Genomic DNA, 21,818 nt, shown 5'->3' on the forward strand with positions numbered 1-21,818 from the left:
TGACTTATTTCGCGGCTAGAAAAGAAGGTATGACGAATTTTTACCGTATTTTCCACTAATTTATCCATTATTTAGGTAACGCTTTCTTGATAGACTAGTTTTAATAGAGAGAGGAGACGGGTTGATGACTGAAGAACAACTTGAAGAATTAGTGACGTCGTTAATTAATCAATTGACATTAGCAGAAAAAATCGGTTTTTTATCGACTAAACAAAGTGGTGTTTCACGCCTTCAGATTGGTGATTATGAAGTGGGAGGGGAGGCGGCTCATGGTGTTGTTGTCAGAGAGGGAACACCAACTACCAGTTTTTCCATCCCCTTAGGATTATCGCAAACATGGAATCCAGAGCTTCTTAAAGAAGTGGGAAATGTAATCGGAACTGAAGCTCGTATTTTATACAATCAAAGTGGCAAGCGAAGTTGGTTGACATTATGGGCGCCTACGATTGATATGGAGCGGGATCCTCGTTGGGGACGCAATGAAGAGGCTTATGGCGAAGATCCTTATTTGACGGGGCGACTAAGTGTTGGTCTGATTAAAGGCATGCAGGGTGAAGGGCCTTACGTAAAAATGGTAGCGGCTCCAAAACATTTTTTCGGTAATAACAATGAGATCGGGCGGGAGGATCAATCAAACACTATTCATCCACGGATTAAACATGAGTATTATTTGAAAGCTTTTAAACCCGCATTTGTTGAAGGGCGAGCGCAGTCGATGATGACTGCTTATAATGGCGTTAATGGCATTCCATGTATGCAAATAGAGGAAATCAATGACATAGTAAAAGGCGCTTGGCAAATGGATGGTTTTGTCGTGAGCGATGGTGGTGCCTTGACCTTAAATGTTGAGGCGTACAAGTATCATGGTCGCTTTGCTGAAGCTTTGGCAGATTCATTAAAGCACGGAGTGGATTGTTTCGTGGATGAAAAAGAACTAGTGGAAGAAGCAGCATGGCTGGCTTATAGACAAGGATTAATCTCAGAGGAAGATGTGACCGAGGCAGTTAGACGAATTTTACGAGTGAGAGCACGAATGGGTCAGTTTTCACCATCACCATATGACCAGGTTGATGAGACCTTATTAGCTGGGCAGACTCATGGTGAACTGTCACAACAAGTGGCCTTGGAACAAGTCGTGCTCTTGAAAAATCAACACCTTCCCCTCAATTCTCAAGCGCGTATACTTGTAACCGGCCCTCTTGCTAATCGCTTACCTCGCGATTGGTATGGAGGAATTTCGCCCTATGGTAAGACGATTTATCAAGGGTTACGTGATGAAGGATTGGAGCAGGTGTTATTAGTTGATAGTGATAGTCAAGGCTATTTCAAATTGGCCGATGGTCGTTATCTATCAATTAAGAATGGCCAGTTGATTGCTAGTGAGGACAAATCACTATTTACATTGGAGCGTTGGGGGGCTGGCAGTTATTTAATAAAAGATAGTGACTCAAGTCGTTATCTAAGATATACCGACAATGCTTCTTTCAACTTACATCAATCAGAAGTTTACGACTGGTTTATTAAAGAGAAATGGCTCAGTCAAGATGAAATAACTTGGCAAACTTGGGATGGTCAAGAGATAACGGTATTAGCCGATGGGCAAGTTGTAGCAGGAAAAGGTCCGGGGACTGAATTAATATTTGAGTGTCACTACCAAGGTATTCAAGAAGCGGCCGCTATATCAGAGACAGTTGATCAAACCATTATTGTGGTAGGAAATCATCCGTTGATTAACGGCAAGGAGCAAGAGGATCGTCCAAGTATGGCATTGCCTGAGTATCAGCAAGAATTGATACGACAAGTGATGAAAAAAGGGGGAGAGGTGCTCCTTGTCATTGTAGGTAGTTATCCCTTTGAATTAGGTGAATTGGCGAATATTCCGACGATTATCTTCTCTGCTCACGGCGGACAAGAGCTAGGCTCTGCCATAAGCCAGATAATATACGGTCGCGTGGCGCCAACGGGAAAGCTAAGCCAGACATGGTATCAAGAGGAAGGATTGCTCCCAGAGATAAGTGAGTATGATATTAGTCGAACAGGTATGACCTATCAGTATGCCCAAAGCAATGTGCTCTATCCCTTTGGTTACGGTTTAACTTTCGGTGAACTAGGGTTGAAGTCCTTGTCTAGCGATCAAGAACGGTGGCAAGAAGGGGAGGCGATTGACATTGAGTTAGTTCTTGAAAATACTGCAGGGCATCCGATTACGGAAACCGTTCAGCTATATTTGAAGGTAGAAGGAGAAGATAAGTTAAGACGCCCGCTAAAATCCTTAGTAGGGTTTAGAAAAGTAACCGTTGCACCTTATTCAGAGCTGAAAATTAGACTGGTTGTTGAAGCCGAGGCGGCTCATTATTGGGATGTTGCCTGGAATCGTTGGGTATTTCCAAGTGGAAAAGGAATCATAAGTGCCGGTTTCTCTTCGGAAACAGTCAGGGAAACAACACTCTCTTTAGAAGGGCGAATTCGCCAAGGTCGTCCTCTTAGTAGTTTAAGAGATCCAGCTAATTTTGATGAGTATCATCAGATCGCCTTAACGGTTAATAAATTTAAAGAAAAAGGGGTTCTGCTGGAGGCAGGAGGTAGGGTTGAGTATTTTGCTGTTGAAGCGGTAAAAGGTGACGAGATGATGATTGAGTTAGAAGCAGTTGAACTAACTGAGTTAGTAGTCAGTTGGGGGCAACATCGACAATCTCAACAAGTCTCAGGCCCTTCCTCAATTATTTGGCAAGCACCAATGACAGGTAAGGAGACGTTTAGTCTAACCAGTAATCAGCCCGTCTTTATTAAGACGATGAAGGGAGGATAGGATGATAAAGCAAATCAAGCTCAGTCAACCAGCTAATTGTTGGGAAGAAGGATTAATTGCCGGTAATGGTGAATTAGGCGTGATTTTGTTTGGAGACTCTCACGAGGAGCGTTTAATCGGCTCCCATCATCGCCTGTTTTTAAAGCGTGAAGACATGAATTTTTTACCGGATATGGCGCCTGTTTTACCGGATTTGAGAAGAATGATTGAGACAGATGGCTATTCGAAGGCAAGTCAGTATTATGAGCAAAGCGCGTTGGCTAAAGGGTATCAAGGGTTAACGATGAGTGACCCTTTTCATCCTATTTTTGAGTTGACGTTTAAGCGTCAACAAGCGTCAGTTCAACATTACGAACGGCAGATTGACCTAACCCATGGTGTCATTCAAACCTCTGTCATAGAGGTGGCAGGGCCAGTTATCACAAAGGAAGTCTTTGTACCAAAAGGACAGTCGAAAATTTATGTCAAGCTTTCAAGTAATCAACCGCTGGCAGTCACAATATCGCTAAGCGACTTTCAAGAAGAAGGCCTCTTTCAGAAGATGGTGCCTGTCAAACAAGGGCTTTGTCAGCGAAATACGTATGGAGACCAAACAGGATATGAGACGCATTTAACATGGGAAACAGATGGAAACGCCTGTGCCCAGTGCTCGCAAGTGAGTTTTACGGAAGTGACGGAATTAACCTTGCAATTGGAAGTGGTGTTAAGTGACAAGTGGCCAGTTAATTATCAATTACCAACATTGTCGTATGGGGACCAACGTCAGCAGCATGTTAGGGCATTTAGCCAGCGGTTTAATCAGACTGATTTTAGTTTGGCAGATTCTCAAGAGTGGCAAAAAACTCAGGAAGAGCTCATGGCTGAACTTCAGGTCACTCAACAAATTCCAACCATTTTTTTTGAAAAACTGTACCACATGAGCCGTTACGTCATATTATCATACTCAGGAAAAGGACTACCTAATCTTCAGGGAATCTGGACTGGGACTTTTGCGCCTGCATGGAGTGGTGATTACACCTTTGATACGAATGTTCAATTGGCCATTTCATCTTTGGCTAGCTTAGGCTTATTTGAAGAGTACGAACAAGTCTTTCGACATCTGGCAGACTTTTATGACGATTTTGAAATCAATGCCAAGAGTTATTACAATTGCCCGGGGTATTTAGTTCCAGTTCATGCTAGTACGACGGCAAGACATGTTCATTGGAACAGTGAATGGCCCCTTATTTTTTGGACGGCAGGGGGTGCTTGGCTCGCTCATTTTTATTTTGAATTATGGGAATATCAACAAGATGAAGTCTTTTTAAAAAAGGTCTGTCTACCCTTTCATCAGCAAATTATTGCTTTTTATCTGAGTTTTTTACAAGAAAAAGAGGGTGAGGTTCTCTTTCAGCCATCCTATTCAGCAGAAAATGGGATGGGGGACAATGCCACAATGGATATTGCCGCCCTTAAAGAAGTGTTGGTCCATACGATTGAAATGTTGACCATGTTGAAAGAACCGCTACCTGAGGCGTATTTGCCATTATTACAGTCATTGCCAGCTTATGACGTGTCAGAGAATGGCGTATTGCGAGAATGGCTTGATCTAAGAACGAGTGAAAACTTTAACCATCGGCACTTTTCGCAGTTTTATCCAATTTTTCAAAGCAAGGAATTGACAAAAACATCTGAAGTGTTATGGCAAGGTGCCCAACAAGCGTACACAGAAAAAATGAGCGCATGGCTTTTAAATGATCAAGCTGATACAAGTTCGTCTCACGGCCGAATTCATGCGATCATGTGTGGGATTTCATTAGAACGTTTGGAGGAAGTAACAGAGTCTTTTGAGTTGTTAATTAGGCGAAGAGCGATGTATTCAACGATGGTCACCTCGCATTATGATCATGGAGAAGTCTTTAATGTGGATGCTAATGGGGCATTTCCTAAAGTGATTCATGATTGCCTCTGTTATATGGAAACCCCTGAACACCTGACGTTGTTTAAACTAGTTCCTTATTGGTTAGAAAAGGGAAAAATGTCCGGAATCTTTTTGCCAAAAGGTGTTATAATCAATCAAATTGTTTGGAATATCAAAGAAGGACAGGCTAGAATTGAACTATATGCAAGTCAACGAACTGAACTAACGATTAGTCTAGGAAATATTCCTGGCAATAAAAAGGGAACGGCTATCAAGGTGTTGGAATTGGCAAAAGGACAGACTAAAATTGTCGACTGGTATTTTTAAAAAGGGGTAGAGAATATGTGGCGTAGACTAATGACGTATGTCGATAAGATGAGGGTCAAACAAAAATTATTGGGTTTTTACATAGTGGTAATTGTCATGCCAATTATTTTAGTGGGAATCTATTTGTCAACGGGGATTCGTCAAAATATGATTGATACGAAATTGAAAGATGTTGAATTGAGTTCGCAGAAAGTTCAAACCGATTTGGCTAATATCTTTGTCACCGTGTTAAGAGTATCTGATTGGATTGCTCAAGATCCGAATTTACCTCTATTAGTGACGCCCACCTATCAAGAAACCTATGATGTGTATGAGGCTTACAATAAGTTTCCAGTTTTTGATGATTATTTGAAATATTATAGTGAGATTGAAAACATTCGCTTCATTGTGACTAATCCAACCTTGCTGACGAATTCCAATGTCATTCAATTAACCAGCGAGATTGAGACAAGCTCTTGGTATCAAGAGGCAGTTGATCATCAAGGTCAACTGACATGGCAGCTGATTCAAGACTCGATTACGCAGACTGAACATCTGGGGCTCGTTCGAAGTGTCTACCACAATGATCAATTGTTAGGGGTTTTGACAATCTATGTATCAGATTTTTTACTTAGTCAAGTTATGAATACCTCAACCAATAATGAGTTTTTAATACTTAATCAACAGCAATTGGTTCATCAAAGTGATCATAATTCATTGGTGTTTGACGCGTTTCAGGAGCCGCTGACAGCTACTCTCAAACAAAACAGTTCGCAAGCTGAATCAGCGAGTATTATTAAATGGGATAAACAGGATTATCATGTCTTAACAGGGAATGTTACATTACAAATGAGCCTGATATCACCACTAAGTTTAGTGACAGTCACGTCGAAACAAATTATCGGGCAAGAAGTAACGCAATTAATGCTGACAAGCTATCTGATTATATTGGGCATTTTTGCAGTGTCATTGATTGTGATCATTTTTTTTGTTAATTCATTTGATTTTCGAATCAAACAATTAAAAAAATCAATGAATTATGTCGCCACAGGAGACTTTGATATTCCTAAGCACATTCAAGGCTCTGATGAAATTAGTGAGGTCTATGAACAATTGTATGTCACCATGGAAAGTTTAAAGGCCCTGATTGAAACGAACTATGACCATGAATTGCGTGCTAAAAACTTACTTATTAAGCAACGAGATTCGGAATTAAACCGGCTAGCCAGTCAAATCAACCCACATTTTCTATACAATACCTTAGAGATGATCCGCATGAAAGCACTCAAGAATCAAGACCCAGAAGTGGCAGAAATCATCAAATTGTTAAGCAAGCTGATGCGTAAATCGTTTGAAAAAAATGAAGAAGAAGTTAAATTGAAAGATGAAATAGCCTTTATTGAAATGTATTTGGCGATTCAAAAATTGCGTTTTGGAGAACGGATTTCCTATGATATTTATGCGACGATTAATTATGAAAATTATCTGATTATGCCATTGATACTGCAATCGTTGGTAGAAAATGCGTTTGTTCATGGCATTGAAATGAAAACAAACAGTGGCCATATTCAAGTCAATATCCGAGAATCGGAGTATTTGGAAATTGAAATAATAGATGATGGTATCGGCATGCCAAGCACCCGCTTAAGACAATTGCGAGCCGAATTAAAAGATCACACGAGCATGCGGGTAGGAATGATCAATGTCCAACAACGTTTGCAGCTTTATTATGGGGACGATTATGGGATTGAAATAGAGAGTATTGAAGGGATTGGCACAAAAGTTTTAGTGTTATTACCCCTTGAAAGGAGTAAAGAAGATGCAAACAATCATGATTATTGATGATGAACCAGTTGTTAGAGAAGGCCTAGAAGTGTTGATTGATTGGCATGGACTAGATTGCCAAATAATAGCCACTGCTGATAATGGTGCGGCAGGACTGCAAGATATCTTGAGACTTAAACCAGACATCGTTTTGACAGATATTAAGATGCCGTATTTAAGTGGATTGGAGATGGCGGCGGAGGTCAAAAAAACTCACCCTGAAATTGAATTTGTCTTACTTTCAGGGTATTCAGAGTTTTCCTATGCCCAAGAAGCGATAAAAATTGGCACCTTTTCTTATTTGTTGAAACCTGTTGAAGAGTTGGAAATAATCGAAACGATTGAGAAGTTGGTAATGAAAATTAAACAGCGAAAAGAAGTACAGGTCACCGTTGAAACCTATCAAACAATGGATAAACGTTATCTCCTTAAGGAGCTGATTATTAATCAAAAGATGGCTAATAGTTTAGAACCATTACTTAAACAAGCCCCGTTTGCCTTAATACAACTGCCAACTCTTGAAACCAATGTCGAAGGTTATCGAGCTTATTTGAGTGAGCGAGGGGGACAAGGTGAAGTTCTTGAGTTTAGCCATGGATCAAATGGCTATTTATTTTTAACGCAAGTCACCAAACCTGAGATAGATCTGGCAGACGATTGGTTTTGGGAAAATGAGTTGGAGGATGGTGTGGTAATCATCAGTCAGATTCGCAATCATACGGCTAAACTTTATGAGGACATTCAGGCCAATGAACAAAAACAGTTTTTGTTTAAAGAGCGAGTGTTAACAAGTGAGAGGTTAGGAATTGCTAAGAAAGGCGCGTCAAAAGAATCACTTTCAGCGATTCAACAAAGACTATTGGAAGAACTGACTGCTGCAACGCATGTGGAAGAAGAATGGCACATGGCATCATTAAGTCACTATTTCCAAAGGAAACAATACAGCGAAACCCAAACCAAAGTGGAGCTGAGTAAGTTTACTTTAAGCCTATTCCAAGAATTGGAGGAGCGACTGAATGATCCTTTGGCTGATGAGCACAAAGAAACGATTTTGGAAGATATTATGAAAAGTCAATCATTAGTGGCTCTTTTGAGATTATTAAAGCACGAATTTAGTCGCTTGCATCAAGTCTATTTAACCGATGTTGACAATCAAAATATTGTTCAAAAGATGATACATTACACGTCTAAAAACTATGGGGCTGATCTTAATTTACAATTTTTGGCAACGACTTTCAACTATAATAGTTCGTATTTAGGGAAAAAATTTACAGCAGAAGTCGGAGTAAGTTATTCAAAATATCTGGATCAAATACGGATTCGCGAAGCGAAAAACTTGTTAAAAAAGAGTAACTTAATGATCTATGAAGTGGCTGAAAAAGTTGGCTACAATAATATTGATTATTTCCATAAAAAATTTAAGACATTGACGCAAGTAAGCCCCAACGAGTATCGAAAAAAGCAAAATCAGGAGGTATGTTCTTAATGAAGTCGACCGATATCACATCAAAACCTATTTTTAAGTATTCACAACGAATTGTCGGCTTTTTTTTGACAAATTTATGTTTTCTTTGTTTCAATTTCTTTCTAATAGTTGCATTCTTTTTTATTCCACCAACCATGGATAATATTTTAATTTATAGTGGTTCGGCACTCGCTTTAGGTCCTAGTTTAATTGGTTTATTTAAAGTCATGTACAATTACCGAGAATATGGGGAATTGAGCTTAAAGGATTATTTAAGTTCTGTTAGAAGAAATGTGACTCAGGGATTACTTTACAGTGGACTTCACGTCAGCTTAAGCCTGGTGCTTATTGTTGATATAGTCTACTTTATTAATCGCAGTTGGTGGGGACTGGCCTTGCTTTTTGGTTTGATTCAACTGTTTAGTTTTCTAAGCTTTTTAGTAGGCAACTATTACTTAGCTAATTTCGAATTGTCGTTTAAAAGCTTGTTACGCTTGCCAGTTTACAGTTTGATCGTTCATCCTCAGTTTTTGTTGCAGTTCATCGGGATCATCGGCATCGCTTTGGCGCTGTTATTAGTGTTACCTAAACTAGCGATGCTCTTTGTTTTTGCTTTTTTTGGTTATTTATTTACTAAGCCAGCTAAATTGCTAAGTGGGAAAGTTCAGATAGATTTGGAGGTGGCCAATAATGAGTAGCCGACTACTAAAAGTCCTAGTGCTTATGATAGGAAGTATCTGCTTAAGTGGTTGCCAAGGAGCTAAGGCGGAAAAAGAAAATGTGTTAACCTTTCATGAGCTAACGGAGGTTAGTTTTGCTCAAGGGGAAGAACACGTACAGGTGAAAAAAGCAGCGGATGTTTGGCAACGTGCCGGGACAGCTGATGAGTCAATAGAAGAATTAATGGTGAGTCTTGCTGGGGTAAAAGGTAAGGAACTCTCAGAAAAAATTGAGCTAGAAGGGGAGCCGCTCTTTGATTTAATTGATGAGCAGCAACATCGGACGTATCATTTTTACGATCAACAAGAAGAAATTTTAATTGTGGATGAGAAAGGCCGACAGTACCAGGCTCAGCAGGCTGATAAGTCCCTAGCTCTGTTTAATTTGCAGTCATTAAAAGCTGAAAAAGTATTTTCTATTGCTAAAGATGATTTACAAGAAATGACGATTAAGGAAGGAGATACAGACTACCGATTGACTCCCGAGACATCGTTATCACGGATTGAACAAACCCCCTTTATTAGCGGCTGGTATTTGGCTGACCGTTATCATCAAGAAACATCGGTAGAGTATCATGGGATGACCCAGATCTTAAACCGTTTGGCTAATTTTAAAGGCCGAACTATCACTCCAACTGAGGCACAAATAACCGCCTTAGAGGAATCAGACACAACGATCACATTGGCGACTTCTGAAAAAGAGTGGGTGCTAGAAGTAGGGGCATTGCCTGATTCAGGCAATGAGCGGCTTGTTAAAGTTGTTGAAACGTCTGATTATTACATGGTGCCTGAAAGTGAGTTCAGTGTGCTATTGGCTCCTCCAATTGAAAAGATCGATCGGTTTATTGCATTGATTCCGTTGAGTAGTCTCAAATCATTGACCGTTACGACAGAAGATACAAGAGATGAAATCGAGGCGACCCACCAACTTAGTGAGGATGGAGGTACAATCAATTCGACCTTTTGGTTAAACGGTGAGGAATTGAATGAGGCGACTTTTCGGAAGGACTATCAAAAAATTGCCATTTTATCTGGTGAGTCGGAGTGGGATGAGTCGCTAGAGCCACTAGCAAGTGAACAACCTGAGCTAACGATGAGCTATACATTTCTAGGGGACAATGGATTGAAAACAGATACCATTCAGTTTATGCCACTCCAAAATAGGAAAGGATTCGCTGTCATCAAAAATGAAGTTGCTGATTTTACCATCGGAAATGAACAACTGGCGACCCTTTTGAAGGTTTTCCAGCAGATTAACTAAGATTGTTGAATCGTGAAGTGGATGTCTGAGGAATAAGTGTCATCGTTTTTGTTAGCCACATAATCAAACAGAGACAGTAGCTGACATAATCGAACGATTACTTATTCTTTATGATTGAAAAAAATAGACGATAGTTGGCGAAAGACTAGTTTTTCATGTATCGAAGTCTAATTATTCCCGTTTTTATTGAAAACGCAATCATGTAAACTTTAAGTATAGTAAGAATACAAAAGGAGGGAAACAGCGTGGAACAACCTGCTGATGCAATCGGTGTAAATGATGGGCGGCCAAGGAAAAAGCAGAGGAGTCGCAATAAATTAACGCTAAAAAAAATGAAAGAACAAAAAGTGTTGATTATTATGGCACTGCCATTTGTTATTTGGATATTACTCTTTTGTTATGGGCCATTAATTGGTTGGTTAATGGCATTTCAAGACTATCGACCGGGACAAGGTATTTTCGATCAAACTTGGGTAGGGCTTAAACATTTTAGAGCCTTGTTTAAAGAACCTCTGTTTTACCAATCATTAAAAAATACATTGGGTATGGGAGGTTTAGGGATTATTTTTGGGTTTCTCAGTTCCATAGCCTTTGCCTTATTTTTAAATGAAATGAGATTCACTAAATTCAAAAAATTGACACAAACCATTTCATATTTGCCTCACTTTGTTTCATGGGTTATTGTGGCCAATATTGTGACAACTAGTTTGTCTCAATCCGGCATTATAAATAATGTCTTGATGACATTGAATTTGATCCAAGAACCACTAAATTTTATGAGTGATCCTAGTAAGTTTTGGGGAATTGTAACCGCTGCAGATATTTGGAAGGAAACAGGTTGGAATGCGATTATTTATTTAGCAGCCATGTCGGGAATCGATCAAGAGATGTATGAGGCGGCTCGTGTTGATGGGGCTACTCGTTTAAGACAGATGTGGAGCATCACGTTGCCAGCGATTCGACCAGTCATTATGGTTCTGTTGATCATGAGTATCGGTAACTTGATTAATATCGGTTTTGAAAAGCAAATGTTACTTGGTAACAACATCGTTGCCGACAAAGCCCTAGTTCTTGATAAGTATGCTCTAGATTACGGGATTGGCATGTTTAGGTATTCGTACGGTACGGCCATCGGTATTTTTAAATCGGTTATTAGCATTATTTTAATTTTTAGTTTCAATCAATTGGCTAAAAAAACAGGTGAAGGTCAAATTATGTAATTAGCCTACTCATTTGTTATCAGGACTGCTGATGAAGCATCACTTGAAAAGGAGGAACTTATGAAAAAACGAAACAAGGGCAATGCTGTGAATAAAATCGAAAGAATGGATATTATAATTGCCTGTGTCATGATCTTAGTCATCGTCTTAACACTCTATCCTTTTTTAAATGTCTTGGCAATTTCACTAAATGAAGCCGTTGACACAGCTAAAGGGGGGTTACATATTTTACCGAGAGCCTTTACGTTAGATAATTATATTGAAATTTTCACCCGCAATGACCAACTGGTAAGGGCTTTTTCAAACTCGGTTTTACGGACGTTGATTGGCACATTAACAGGTGTTATGGCTTGTTCGATTTTAGCTTACGTCATTAGCCGCAAGGATTTTATTTTTCGCCGTCATGTGTCAACGCTATTGGTGATGACGATGTATGTAAGCGGTGGCTTAATCCCGTCTTATATGTTAATCAGGGGGTTAGGGTTGATCAATAATTTTTGGGTGTACATCATTCCGACATTGCTTAGTGCCTATAATGTCATCGTTATCCGATCGTTTATTGACGGCCTACCCGATGCACTAGAAGAGTCGGCTAAAATTGACGGAGCCAACGATTTTACTATTTTTATTAAGATTATTTTACCGCTTTGTTTACCTGTGATTGCCACAGTAGCACTATTTATTGCGGTTGGACAGTGGAATAGTTGGTTTGACACCTATTTATATGCTCGCAGCAATCAAAATTTAACAACCTTGCAATACGAGTTAATGAAAATATTAGATAATGCCTCTGCTCAATCTGGCGGGTCGACGGTTGGGAAAAATGATTCCCTCTTACAAAATAAAACAGCCCCAGAAGGAATTAAGATGGCAATTACCATTATTGCGACAGTCCCAATATTAATTGTTTACCCATTTTTACAAAAATATTTTGTTTCTGGTTTAACGTTAGGAGCAGTCAAAAATTAGTCTACCCAAATAGGAGGAGAAACTGTGAATTTAAAAAAAGTTAAAATTGGTTTAGTGACCTCAAGTGCGTTGTTAGCCTTAGGAGCGTGCTCAAGCAAAGGAAATGACAAAGAGGCAGAGTCAAAAGAAGGCGTCACAACATTAACATTCTTCAATGCTGATTTACAAAAGGATGATAAGTTTGACAATCCGGTTGCTGCTGAAATGACGAAACAAACAGGAGTGAAACTAGAGATTTCCCATCCTGTAGGTGGCGATGAACAAGCAATTCCGTTAATGATTGCCAGTGGAGATTACCCTGATTTAATCTTTGGGAAAGGCGATATTAATAAGCTAATTGAAGCGGGAGCCGTGATTGCCTTAGATGAATTGATTGAAGAAAAAGGCGATAATGTGAAAAAAATGTACGGTGATCAATTGAGCCGTTTAAAAAATAGTCTTGATGACCCTTATATTTACCATTTAGGGACAGGTGGTGTTGAAAACGAAGCGTATAAAACCAGTGGGACCGCCTCCCTACAATTAGAAGTGTTAAAAGAACTGGGTTACCCAGAAATAAAAACACTTGAAGATTATGAAGCCGCGATTAAAACCTACATTGAAAAATATCCTGAAATTGACGGTCAAAAAACCATCGGCTTATCATTGTTGGGTAGCGATTGGCGGTGGTTAATTACCGTAGGAAATCCTGCTGGGTTTGCAGCTGGCTTACAAGACGATGGCCAATGGACCGTTGACGATAAAACGGCGGAAACGACCTATAAATTCCAACTACCGGAAGTTAAGGAATACTTCAAATGGTTGAATCATATGAATGATGAAGGGCTTCTTGATCCAGAATCCTTTACTCAAAAAGGAGATACGTATATCGCAAAACTATCTTCGGGACGTGTCTTAGGAATTGCTGACCAAGATTGGAACTTCCAAGATGCGACAAAAGCGTTAAAAGCTGAAGGGAAGGAATGGCGACTTTACGCACCACTTCCATTAACGTTGGGAGAAGGAAAGGTCTCCCAAAGTACTAAAAATTATGGCTTTACAGGAACCACTGGTGTGTCAATTTCTTCGACGACAAAACACACAGATAAAGCATTCGAATTTTTAAATTGGATGGCTTCTGAAGACGCACAAATTCTTCTAAACTGGGGGATTGAAGGGACGAATTACGATGTTGTAGATGGTAAACGCGTGGCGAAACCAGAAGATTTGAAAGCCGCACAAACTGATGCAGACTACACGACTAAGACCGGGGTTGGTCAATATGTTTATCCATTCCCTCAATGGGGAACGTCAGCGAAGGATAGCAATGGTCAATCGATTTCACGAGATACAAAAGAGCAAATAATTGACGCGTATACGGAATCGGAAAAAGAAGTGTTAAGCCAGTATGATGCTGAAATATGGCCTGATTTGTTTCCAGATCCAGCAGATTTAGGTGGCACAAAACATGGACGCGTTTATGAATATGTTTTACCTGCTAATAGTGATGCGGCTATTATTCAACAAAAAGCAGATGATTATACGACTCAGGCAATTACCAAAGCGATATTGACAAAACCGGAAAATTTTGAAGCCGAATGGGCAAAAATTCAAAAAGAGTTAACGGCAATGGACATTGAAAAAGCCAACCAAGAGATGACTCAACTAACAAAAGATCGCATCAAACTTTGGGAAAGTAATTAGTATTAGCAAGCTGGTCCCGCTCTACTAACTGGGTGGGCCAGCTCTTTTTAAGGAGGAAGAAGTGAATGCAAATTGTGGCAGTCGATATTGGTGGCACAGAGATCAAACATGCTTTAATTAATGAAGGGCAGATTCTAAAAAAAGGACGAACGAAGACAGTGGCAACCTCTCCACAACAATTTGTCACATTATTAGCTGATATCGTGAAGACTTATGAAACAGACAGTGAGTTTATGGCCATTGGGATTAGTTTTCCTGGATTTATCAATGGCGAAAAGGGCGTGGCGACCTTTGCTGGTGCCCTAGATAGGTTACACGGTATAGCTTTACGGCAATTACTATCAGCCGCCCTTGATGAACGCTATCCGATTTTTATGGAGAATGATGCCAATTGTGCAGCCATGGCCGAAAAATTAAATGGTCGTGGCGTAGACCACCGTGATTTTGTCGTGGTGACAGTCGGTACCGGGATTGGCGGAGGGATATTTATTAATAATCAAATTGTCCGTGGCAAAGAATTCCGAGCAGGAGAGTTTGGCATGATGATTTTGGATAAGACTCATTCTCCTCAAACAGTCTTCAGCAGTTTGGGATCGACTCAGACGTTGATTGAAAACTATCGTCGTCTTAAAGGATTAGCCGCCGATGAGCCAGTAGATGGGCAGACGGTTTTTGATCAGTCTGAGGAGCCATTGGTGTCTGACCTTTTAACAAATTGGAGCCGTGATTTAGCCATTGGTATCTGTAATGTTGTGACAGTCTTAAATCCTGAAAAAGTATTAATCGGTGGCGGGATTAGTGCTAATCCCAAACTGTTGCCTCTGCTTAAAGAACAATTAGCAACCATTCATTATTGGGTTGATTTTGAAGTGCCGATTGAAACGTGTTTTCATTTAAATGATGCAGGGTTAATAGGCGCGTACTACTTAGTTCAAGAAAGTTATCATAAAATAGAAAAGTAGGTGTCAAATATGTACCACAAAGAACTTGATCCATTCCCTGCTAATTTTTTATGGGGAGCGGCATCAGCCGCCTATCAAATAGAAGGGGCTTGGCAAGCAGATGGCAAAGGGCCATCGATTTGGGATACCTTTTCTAAATTGCCAGGCAAAACCTATCTTGGAACGAACGGCGACGTGGCAGTGGATCATTACCATCGTTTTCGCGAGGATATTCAGCTAATGGCAGAAATGGGATTGAAAACCTATCGTTTTTCAGTGGCTTGGAGTCGCGTCATGCCTGATGGTGAGGGAGCAGTGAATGAAGCGGGACTTGCGTTTTATGAGGAACTGGTTGATGAATTACGTCGCTATCAAATTGAGCCAGTCTTAACCTTGTATCACTGGGACTTACCGCAAGCCTTGCAAGACAAGTACAACGGGTGGGAAGGCCGAGAAACAATCGCGGCGTTTAAGAGCTACTGTCGTGTTTTATTTGAGCGTTTAGGATCAAAGGTAACGTATTGGGTGACGATGAATGAACAAAATGTGTTAACCTCGTTAGGCTATCGTTGGGAGCTTCATCCACCGAATGTTGCTGATACTAAGCGGATGTTCCAAGCAAATCATCATTTAAATTTAGCCAATGCAGATGCCATTGCTCTTTTTCATGAGCTTGTGCCTACTAGAAAAATTGGGCCGAGTTTTGGTTATGGGCCGATGTATCCCTTAAGGGCTGATCCCAATGATGTTTTAGCGGCTGAAAATGGAGAAGCCTTTAATAATAGCTGGTGGTTAGATGTTTATTGTAAAGGAAAATACCCTAAAGTTATTTGGAAGCAACTAGAAGCCTTGGGAATCGCTCCACAATTGTTAGAAGGTGATCTAGAACTGCTTAAACGTGCTAAACCAGATTTTTTAGGCATTAATTATTATCATGGCGGAACAGCTGCGCAAAATACGTTGGAAAAGGAACGAATTGCCAGTCAAGAAAAAGCCTTCTCAGGAATTGATCCTTATTTAATGCAGCCAAAAGATCAACAAGCCCAAACACCAGAAACCGTTCTTTTTCAAAGTGTTGAAAATCCCTATTTAGAAAAAACGGATTGGGGCTGGGAAATTGATCCAGTTGGGTTTCGGGTGGCCCTTCGCCGCGTCTCAGATCGATATGATTTGCCCATTTTTGTGACGGAAAATGGCCTTGGTGCCATCGATTTAGAAAAAGATGGCAAGGTTCATGACTCATATCGCATTGATTACTTAGCGCAGCACATTTTAGAAATGCAAAAGGCCATAACAGATGGTGTGACAGTCATCGGTTATTGTGCGTGGTCGTTTACCGACTTATTGAGCTGGTTAAACGGTTATAAAAAGCGATACGGCTTTGTCTATGTGGATCGGGATGAAGAAGATGAAAAGGAACTGACCCGTATCAAAAAAGATAGCTACTACTGGTATCAAGAAGTGATTCAAAATAATGGCTTAAGGAAAGGTGAGGGGATTTCATGAAATATTCAAACGGAGGTTGGCTAGTAAAAGAGGGATTTGAAGTGGATTATGCTGCTCATATATACGACGCTAGACTGACTGAAGATCAATTAACATTATACGCGCCCTTTAATTATACAGCACATAAAGGCGCAACATTAGATGGTGGCATGTTGACAATTGAACTAACAAGCCCGCGAGCTGATATTATTGGTGTTAAGATGTATCATCATAAAGGCAGTGTGAATAAAGGGCCTAATTTTCAGTTGCACACAGAAGAAAGTAAAGTACAAATTGAAGAAACCGATCAACACTGGTTATTTTCAAGTGGAAAACTACGTGCGAGTATTACCAAAGGTGAAAATTTAACGATTGCCTTTCAACATGGTGACAGGCAATTAACCGCCAGTCGCCCACGTAGCAAAGCTTATTTAAAAGATGATAAGGGGCAGATGCACATCAGTGAACAGTTGACAATTGATGTGGGCGAACTTATATATGGCTTAGGGGAACGTTTTTCAGCCTTTATTAAAAACGGACAAACAGTGGATATTTGGAATGAAGACGGTGGGACAGGGACAGAACAAACCTATAAAAACATTCCCTTTTACTTAAGCAATCGAGGCTATGGAGTGTTTGTTAATTCACCTGACAAAGTTAGCTTGGAAGTAGGCAGTGAAAAAGTATCCCGTGTTCAATTTAGTGTGCCAGGTGAGAGCATGGAATACTTTATTATTGCAGGTGAAACGTTAAAAGAGGTTCTAACGAACTATACGGAGTTGACTGGAAAGCCGAGTTTGCCGCCAGCATGGTCTTTTGGTTTATGGCTAAGCACTTCATTTTTAACGGATTATGATGAAACAACGGTCACAAGTTTTGTTGATGGAATGGAAGAACGAGATATTCCGTTAGAGGTCTTTCATTTCGATTGTCTTTGGATGAAGGAGTATGAATGGTGTAATTTTGTTTGGGATGAGCGGATGTTCCCACAACCAAAAGCGATGCTGACTCGACTAAAAGCAAAAGGGTTAAAAATTTGTGTTTGGATCAATCCTTATGTCGGCCAAAAATCGCCAATGTTCGATGAAGGCATGGCGGGAGGTTATTTTCTAAAACGAGAAAATGGCGATGTTTGGCAATGGGATAAGTGGCAAGCTGGATTAGCCGTCATTGATTTTACTAATCCTGAAGCCGTCACGTGGTACACGGATAAACTTCGCGGTTTAATGGGCATGGGCGTGGATTCCTTTAAGACCGATTTTGGTGAGCGAATTCCCACAGATGTGGTCTACCATAATGGGGCGAATGCTGACAAGATGCACAATTACTATGCCTATTTATATAACGAAGTGGTCTTTAATCTCCTTAAAGAAGTACGGGGGGAATCGGAAGCGGTCTTGTTTGCTCGCTCTGCTTCTGTCGGTTCACAGAAATTTCCTGTCCACTGGGGAGGTGACTGTACCTCTGATTACCCATCAATGGCTGAGTCACTAAGAGCTGGCTTATCATTTGGCCTAAGTGGTTTTGGGTTTTGGAGTCATGACATTGGCGGGTTTGAAGCAGGTTGTAGTCCCGATTTATACAAGCGTTGGACTCAATTTGGTCTACTATCGTCTCATAGTCGTTATCATGGTAGTTGGGAATATAAAGTGCCTTGGTTATACGGCGAAGAAGCGGTAGAAGTGACACGAGAATTCACAAAATTAAAACTACGTTTAATGCCTTACTTAATGAAACAGGCAAGTTTATCAGTCGTTCAAGGGATTCCAATGATGCGAGCGATGGTATTGGAATTTCCAGAAGATCCCGCAACCCATCAATTGGATCGACAATATATGTTAGGTGATGATTTATTAGTTGCCCCAATTTTTAGTGAAGAGGGTCAAGTTGACTTTTATGTGCCAGAAGGGAAATGGACAAATTATTTGACCAATGAGTCTCATGAAGGCAAAAGATGGTACCGTGAAACATATGATTATCAGACACTGCCATTACTTGCCCGACCTAATTCTTTGATTGTCGAAGGAAATAACGACTCGCAGGCGGAGTACGACTATACGGAAGGCATCACAGTTCACGCTTTTGAAATTGATGGAACAGCTCAAGTGGAAATTACCGATAAGTTAGGGGTTACGCAAGCTAATGTCACAATCATAAAAACTGAAACTGGTTACCATATTTCCAGCGATACTCTCAAGCAATACACAGTGCTATTTAGAAATCGCAAAGGTTTAAAGCTACATGATGGAACAAAAGGAACAGAATGTCCTTTAGGTACTAAAATCGACGTTGGCAATTATCAAATTGAGATTAGTGAGTGATACTGAGGAAATATCGGTTCAGAGTAAATGAATGGTAGTATGAACAGCTGATGGCTGTCTCAGTTAGTGTTGAAGTAGAGTTTTGTATGGGAATATCTTGAGCGGAATGGCCATTATTAATGACAAATCGATTATTTAATTGGCTGGGAAGCATAAGAATAGCTAGCAGATAAGTAGTACTAAAAGAAGGCCATAAAACTGAAAGAGTTAGTCACACCATAGACGTATAGGGGTGGCTAACTCTTTTTTTACGTGGAGAACTGAAATTTTAAGAGTGATTGTTTAATTTTTTTCTGTTGTTAACCTGCGAAATTACACCAAATATTAAGTTCATCAAACGAAAAAATGGCTATAAATGTGTCATTTGCTTTTCTAACAAACAAATCAATTTGATACAGGAGTTAAAGACATCTGATTTTGAAAATTATTTGTCTTAGGTTAAATAGATAAGAATTATTGTTTGGTTGTACGTTACAATGTAATTGGCTTTTATCAATACCTAATAATGAGTGGGTTCTCATATAGGCATTCATAATAAGCAACTTTTTGCTTTTGTTATAATTTAGAAAACAACGGAATTTTACCACTTTGAATTAGGCACGTTTACTTGGAATAGTTAGACTTAAAATGTGTCAGAAGAAAAATGCGGAAGAATCTCATTGATTCTTCCGCAAACGTCAATTTTTCATTTTCAAGTTAAGAGTGACTTTTGAGCTTACAGTCTAAGCTGACGTCCCCATTTATTTTTTGCAACTTTTAAAGAGTGTAACGTACCAGCAATGAGACTAACCATTATGTGTCTTTGTATGTTAGTGGTGGTCTATTCACTGTCCAATTGTTTGACTCGTTCCAAGTGTCGACCGGCCAAAGGGGTTGCTTTTAGCCATGTGTCGACAATTAGTAAGGCTAACCCTTCTCCAATGACCCGTTCTCCTAAGCATAATACGTTGGAATGGTTGTGTTCTCTAGTTGCTTGGGCAGAAAAAGTATCACTAACAACCGCTGCACGCACTCCTGGAAGTTTGTTAGCAGCGATGGACATTCCGATACCTGTTCCACAACACAGAATGCCCAGGGTTGCTTTATGTTCTGTAATCATGTTTCCCACTTTTTGAGCATAGGCGGGATAGTCAACACTTTCTAACTGATTGACTCCTAAGTCTGTAATTTCAATGTGTTGGTTGCGTAAGTGAAGCATGATGGCATCCTTTAGTTTTTTTCCACCATGATCATTGGCAATGACGAGTTTCATGCGAGTATTTTCCTTTCTGCTAAATGTTGCCGATAATACCAAAGGCAGCTAAGAGTCCACCAGCTATGATTAAAATTGCTAAAACGGTGGTTGGTTTAAGTTTTTTCTTCAACATAATGAAAGTCAACATTGTCGTAAGCAGCGGTAAGAAGCCAAGGACCAGTTTATCCAATACATCGGTTTGAATAACCATAAATTCCCCTTTACTTAATGCTAATTTCAGAGGGGAGGAGATGGAAACGAATGAGGCCGCCAGCCCGCCAATCACAATCGCACCTAGTGTTTGAGAAAAGGTCATGACTTTTGGCAAAAGAGAGCCTGATAATATTTTGGTAATACCTTCTTTTCCTGTTTCATATCCTTGTATCCACAGCTTATAAGCGATAACCAGCATGATGACCATGTGAAGGATGAAAAAAGCTACTGGTCCCATTAAGATATTTCCTTCAGCCGCAAAAGGTAAGGTGAAGGACAGTAAGATTGGGATTAATGTTCCTTGCCATAAGGTGTCACCGATTCCTGCTAAAGGCCCCATTAATCCGGTTTTTAAGCCGTTGATGGTAGCTGTATCAATTGGAGCACCATTCGCTTTTTCTTCTTCCATTGCGATGGTCATGGATAGAATTGGTCCACCAAATGAAGGTTCAGTATTGAAGAATTGCATGTGGCGTTCTAAGGCATCTTTCATTTCATCTGAGTTTTTTCCGTAAAGCTTTTTTAGAATGGGCGAAAATGCGTGAACGACACCTGTTGCTTGTAATCGTTCATAGTTATAGTTGGCATGGGAGAAGAAGGTCCAGCGCCAAAAGGCTCTGATCAAATCTCGTTTGCTTAATTTTTTTTGGGAATCTGCTGTGGTATGTTGTTTTGGTTCAGTCATGATGCTTGCCTCCCATCTTTGAGATATAGTTCAGTGAATACATAAGCGACGACTAGAGCGAAAAGTGATACTGCTAAAATTGGTAAGCCAGAATAAACGGTTAATAAGAAACCAAAGAAAAAGAAGACTAATGTTCCTTTGCCATTCATGGCTCGTAGGTTCATGGCAATTCCAAGGGCTGGTAAAATCCCGCCAATAGCTGAAAGGATGTCTAAAGGTTTTCCGGCAAGTGAGTCAATCACGCCTTTAACTGCATCAGCTCCGTAATAGCTAGCTGACGCTACCGGTACAACCGTAATTAAAATCAGAAAAATTTGTGGTGGCCAGACATGTAAAAAATTAATGCGGTCAATGTCACCTTTTTCGGCGGCTTTATCTGCCATATGAACAAAGGTGATATCAACGGTCATGTGCAGTACCCATATAATGGTCCCAAGTAAACCGATAGGTACAGCTAAAGTTGTGGCCACAGTCGGGGCGACGCCAGCTGCCATGGCCAAAGCGGTGCCTAAAGTTCCTGCTAGTGCAGGATCCATTGCCACTGTTCCACCAGCCGAGATAAAGGCCAGATAAGGCAGGTTGATAGCAGCACCAATAATGGTTCCTTGTACTGGATCACCTAAAATAAGTCCGACAACTGCGCCGTTCACCATCGGCCTCATCCATCCATGAGTCCCTAAGAGTGACAACCATGGGGTACCATTAATCCCAAGGTAGTAAACAAATCCTATGAGGATTGCTTGAATAAAACTAATTTCCATGTTCCTTCTCCTTTACATTGTG

At 40.2% G+C, this 21,818-nt stretch carries 15 protein-coding genes; 12 read left to right on the top strand and 3 right to left on the bottom strand.

The annotated features are described in order from the left end of the window. The first annotated feature begins 124 nt into the window (after nt 1–124). From I6N95_RS00885 to yicI, 12 genes are all read left to right on the top strand, one after another. Nucleotides 125–2,809 carry a beta-glucosidase gene (locus I6N95_RS00885; RefSeq protein WP_209524453.1) on the top strand — a complete coding sequence of 895 codons (2,685 nt, stop codon included), beginning with the start codon at nt 125–127 and terminating at the stop codon, nt 2,807–2,809. A 1-nt stretch (nt 2,810) separates the two neighbouring features. Then, nucleotides 2,811–5,036, top strand: a complete 2,226-nt coding sequence (locus I6N95_RS00890) for a glycosyl hydrolase family 95 catalytic domain-containing protein (RefSeq protein WP_209524454.1) — start codon at nt 2,811–2,813, stop codon at nt 5,034–5,036. 15 nt (nt 5,037–5,051) lie between these two features. Next, entirely contained in the window at nt 5,052–6,857 is a 1,806-nt protein-coding gene (locus tag I6N95_RS00895) for a sensor histidine kinase (RefSeq protein WP_209524455.1), read from the top strand. Further along, nucleotides 6,835–8,325, top strand: a complete 1,491-nt coding sequence (locus I6N95_RS00900) for a response regulator transcription factor (RefSeq protein WP_209524456.1) — start codon at nt 6,835–6,837, stop codon at nt 8,323–8,325. The genes I6N95_RS00895 and I6N95_RS00900 overlap by 23 nt, the downstream gene beginning before the upstream one ends. Then, a complete protein-coding gene (locus I6N95_RS00905) occupies nt 8,325–9,002 on the top strand; it encodes a hypothetical protein (RefSeq protein ID WP_209524457.1) in 678 nt (225 codons plus the stop codon). The genes I6N95_RS00900 and I6N95_RS00905 overlap by 1 nt, the downstream gene beginning before the upstream one ends. Continuing rightward, nucleotides 8,995–10,284 carry a hypothetical protein gene (locus tag I6N95_RS00910; protein ID WP_209524458.1) on the top strand — a complete coding sequence of 430 codons (1,290 nt, stop codon included), beginning with the start codon at nt 8,995–8,997 and terminating at the stop codon, nt 10,282–10,284. Before I6N95_RS00905 ends, I6N95_RS00910 begins: the two co-directional genes overlap by 8 nt. 245 nt (nt 10,285–10,529) lie before the next feature. Then, nucleotides 10,530–11,504: an ABC transporter permease gene (locus I6N95_RS00915; RefSeq protein WP_347340519.1), complete on the top strand. Its 975-nt coding sequence runs from the start codon at nt 10,530–10,532 to the stop codon at nt 11,502–11,504. A gap of 60 nt (nt 11,505–11,564) precedes the next feature. Then, entirely contained in the window at nt 11,565–12,473 is a 909-nt protein-coding gene (locus tag I6N95_RS00920; protein WP_245249180.1) for a carbohydrate ABC transporter permease, read from the top strand. Between the two features lie 24 nt (nt 12,474–12,497). Next, the gene (locus I6N95_RS00925) at nt 12,498–14,156 is read left to right on the top strand and encodes an ABC transporter substrate-binding protein (RefSeq protein WP_347340520.1); all 1,659 of its coding nucleotides are present in this window, start codon (nt 12,498–12,500) and stop codon (nt 14,154–14,156) included. Nucleotides 14,157–14,221: 65 nt separating this feature from the next. After that, nucleotides 14,222–15,118 (top strand): ROK family protein, encoded by an 897-nt coding sequence (locus tag I6N95_RS00930; protein ID WP_209524459.1) that lies wholly within the window; start codon nt 14,222–14,224, stop codon nt 15,116–15,118. 9 nt (nt 15,119–15,127) lie between these two features. Beyond that, nucleotides 15,128–16,603 carry a glycoside hydrolase family 1 protein gene (locus tag I6N95_RS00935; protein ID WP_209524460.1) on the top strand — a complete coding sequence of 492 codons (1,476 nt, stop codon included), beginning with the start codon at nt 15,128–15,130 and terminating at the stop codon, nt 16,601–16,603. After that, a complete protein-coding gene (gene yicI / locus I6N95_RS00940; RefSeq protein ID WP_209524461.1) occupies nt 16,600–18,903 on the top strand; it encodes an alpha-xylosidase in 2,304 nt (767 codons plus the stop codon). The genes I6N95_RS00935 and yicI overlap by 4 nt, the downstream gene beginning before the upstream one ends. An 820-nt stretch (nt 18,904–19,723) precedes the next feature. Here yicI and rpiB read toward each other — a convergent pair. Genes rpiB through I6N95_RS00955 form a run of 3 tightly spaced genes read right to left on the bottom strand, consistent with a single transcriptional unit; the run spans nt 19,724 to nt 21,796 of the window. Further along, nucleotides 19,724–20,155: a ribose 5-phosphate isomerase B gene (gene rpiB / locus I6N95_RS00945; protein WP_209524462.1), complete on the bottom strand. Its 432-nt coding sequence runs from the start codon at nt 20,153–20,155 to the stop codon at nt 19,724–19,726. A gap of 19 nt (nt 20,156–20,174) precedes the next feature. Beyond that, nucleotides 20,175–21,035 carry a PTS system mannose/fructose/sorbose family transporter subunit IID gene (locus I6N95_RS00950; RefSeq protein ID WP_209524463.1) on the bottom strand — a complete coding sequence of 287 codons (861 nt, stop codon included), beginning with the start codon at nt 21,033–21,035 and terminating at the stop codon, nt 20,175–20,177. Beyond that, nucleotides 21,032–21,796: a PTS mannose/fructose/sorbose/N-acetylgalactosamine transporter subunit IIC gene (locus I6N95_RS00955; protein WP_209524464.1), complete on the bottom strand. Its 765-nt coding sequence runs from the start codon at nt 21,794–21,796 to the stop codon at nt 21,032–21,034. Before I6N95_RS00955 ends, I6N95_RS00950 begins: the two co-directional genes overlap by 4 nt. Nucleotides 21,797–21,818 lie beyond the last annotated feature (22 nt).

Source organism: Vagococcus allomyrinae, assembly GCF_017829975.1.
Taxonomy (GTDB): Bacteria; Bacillota; Bacilli; order Lactobacillales; family Vagococcaceae; genus Vagococcus_D; species Vagococcus_D allomyrinae.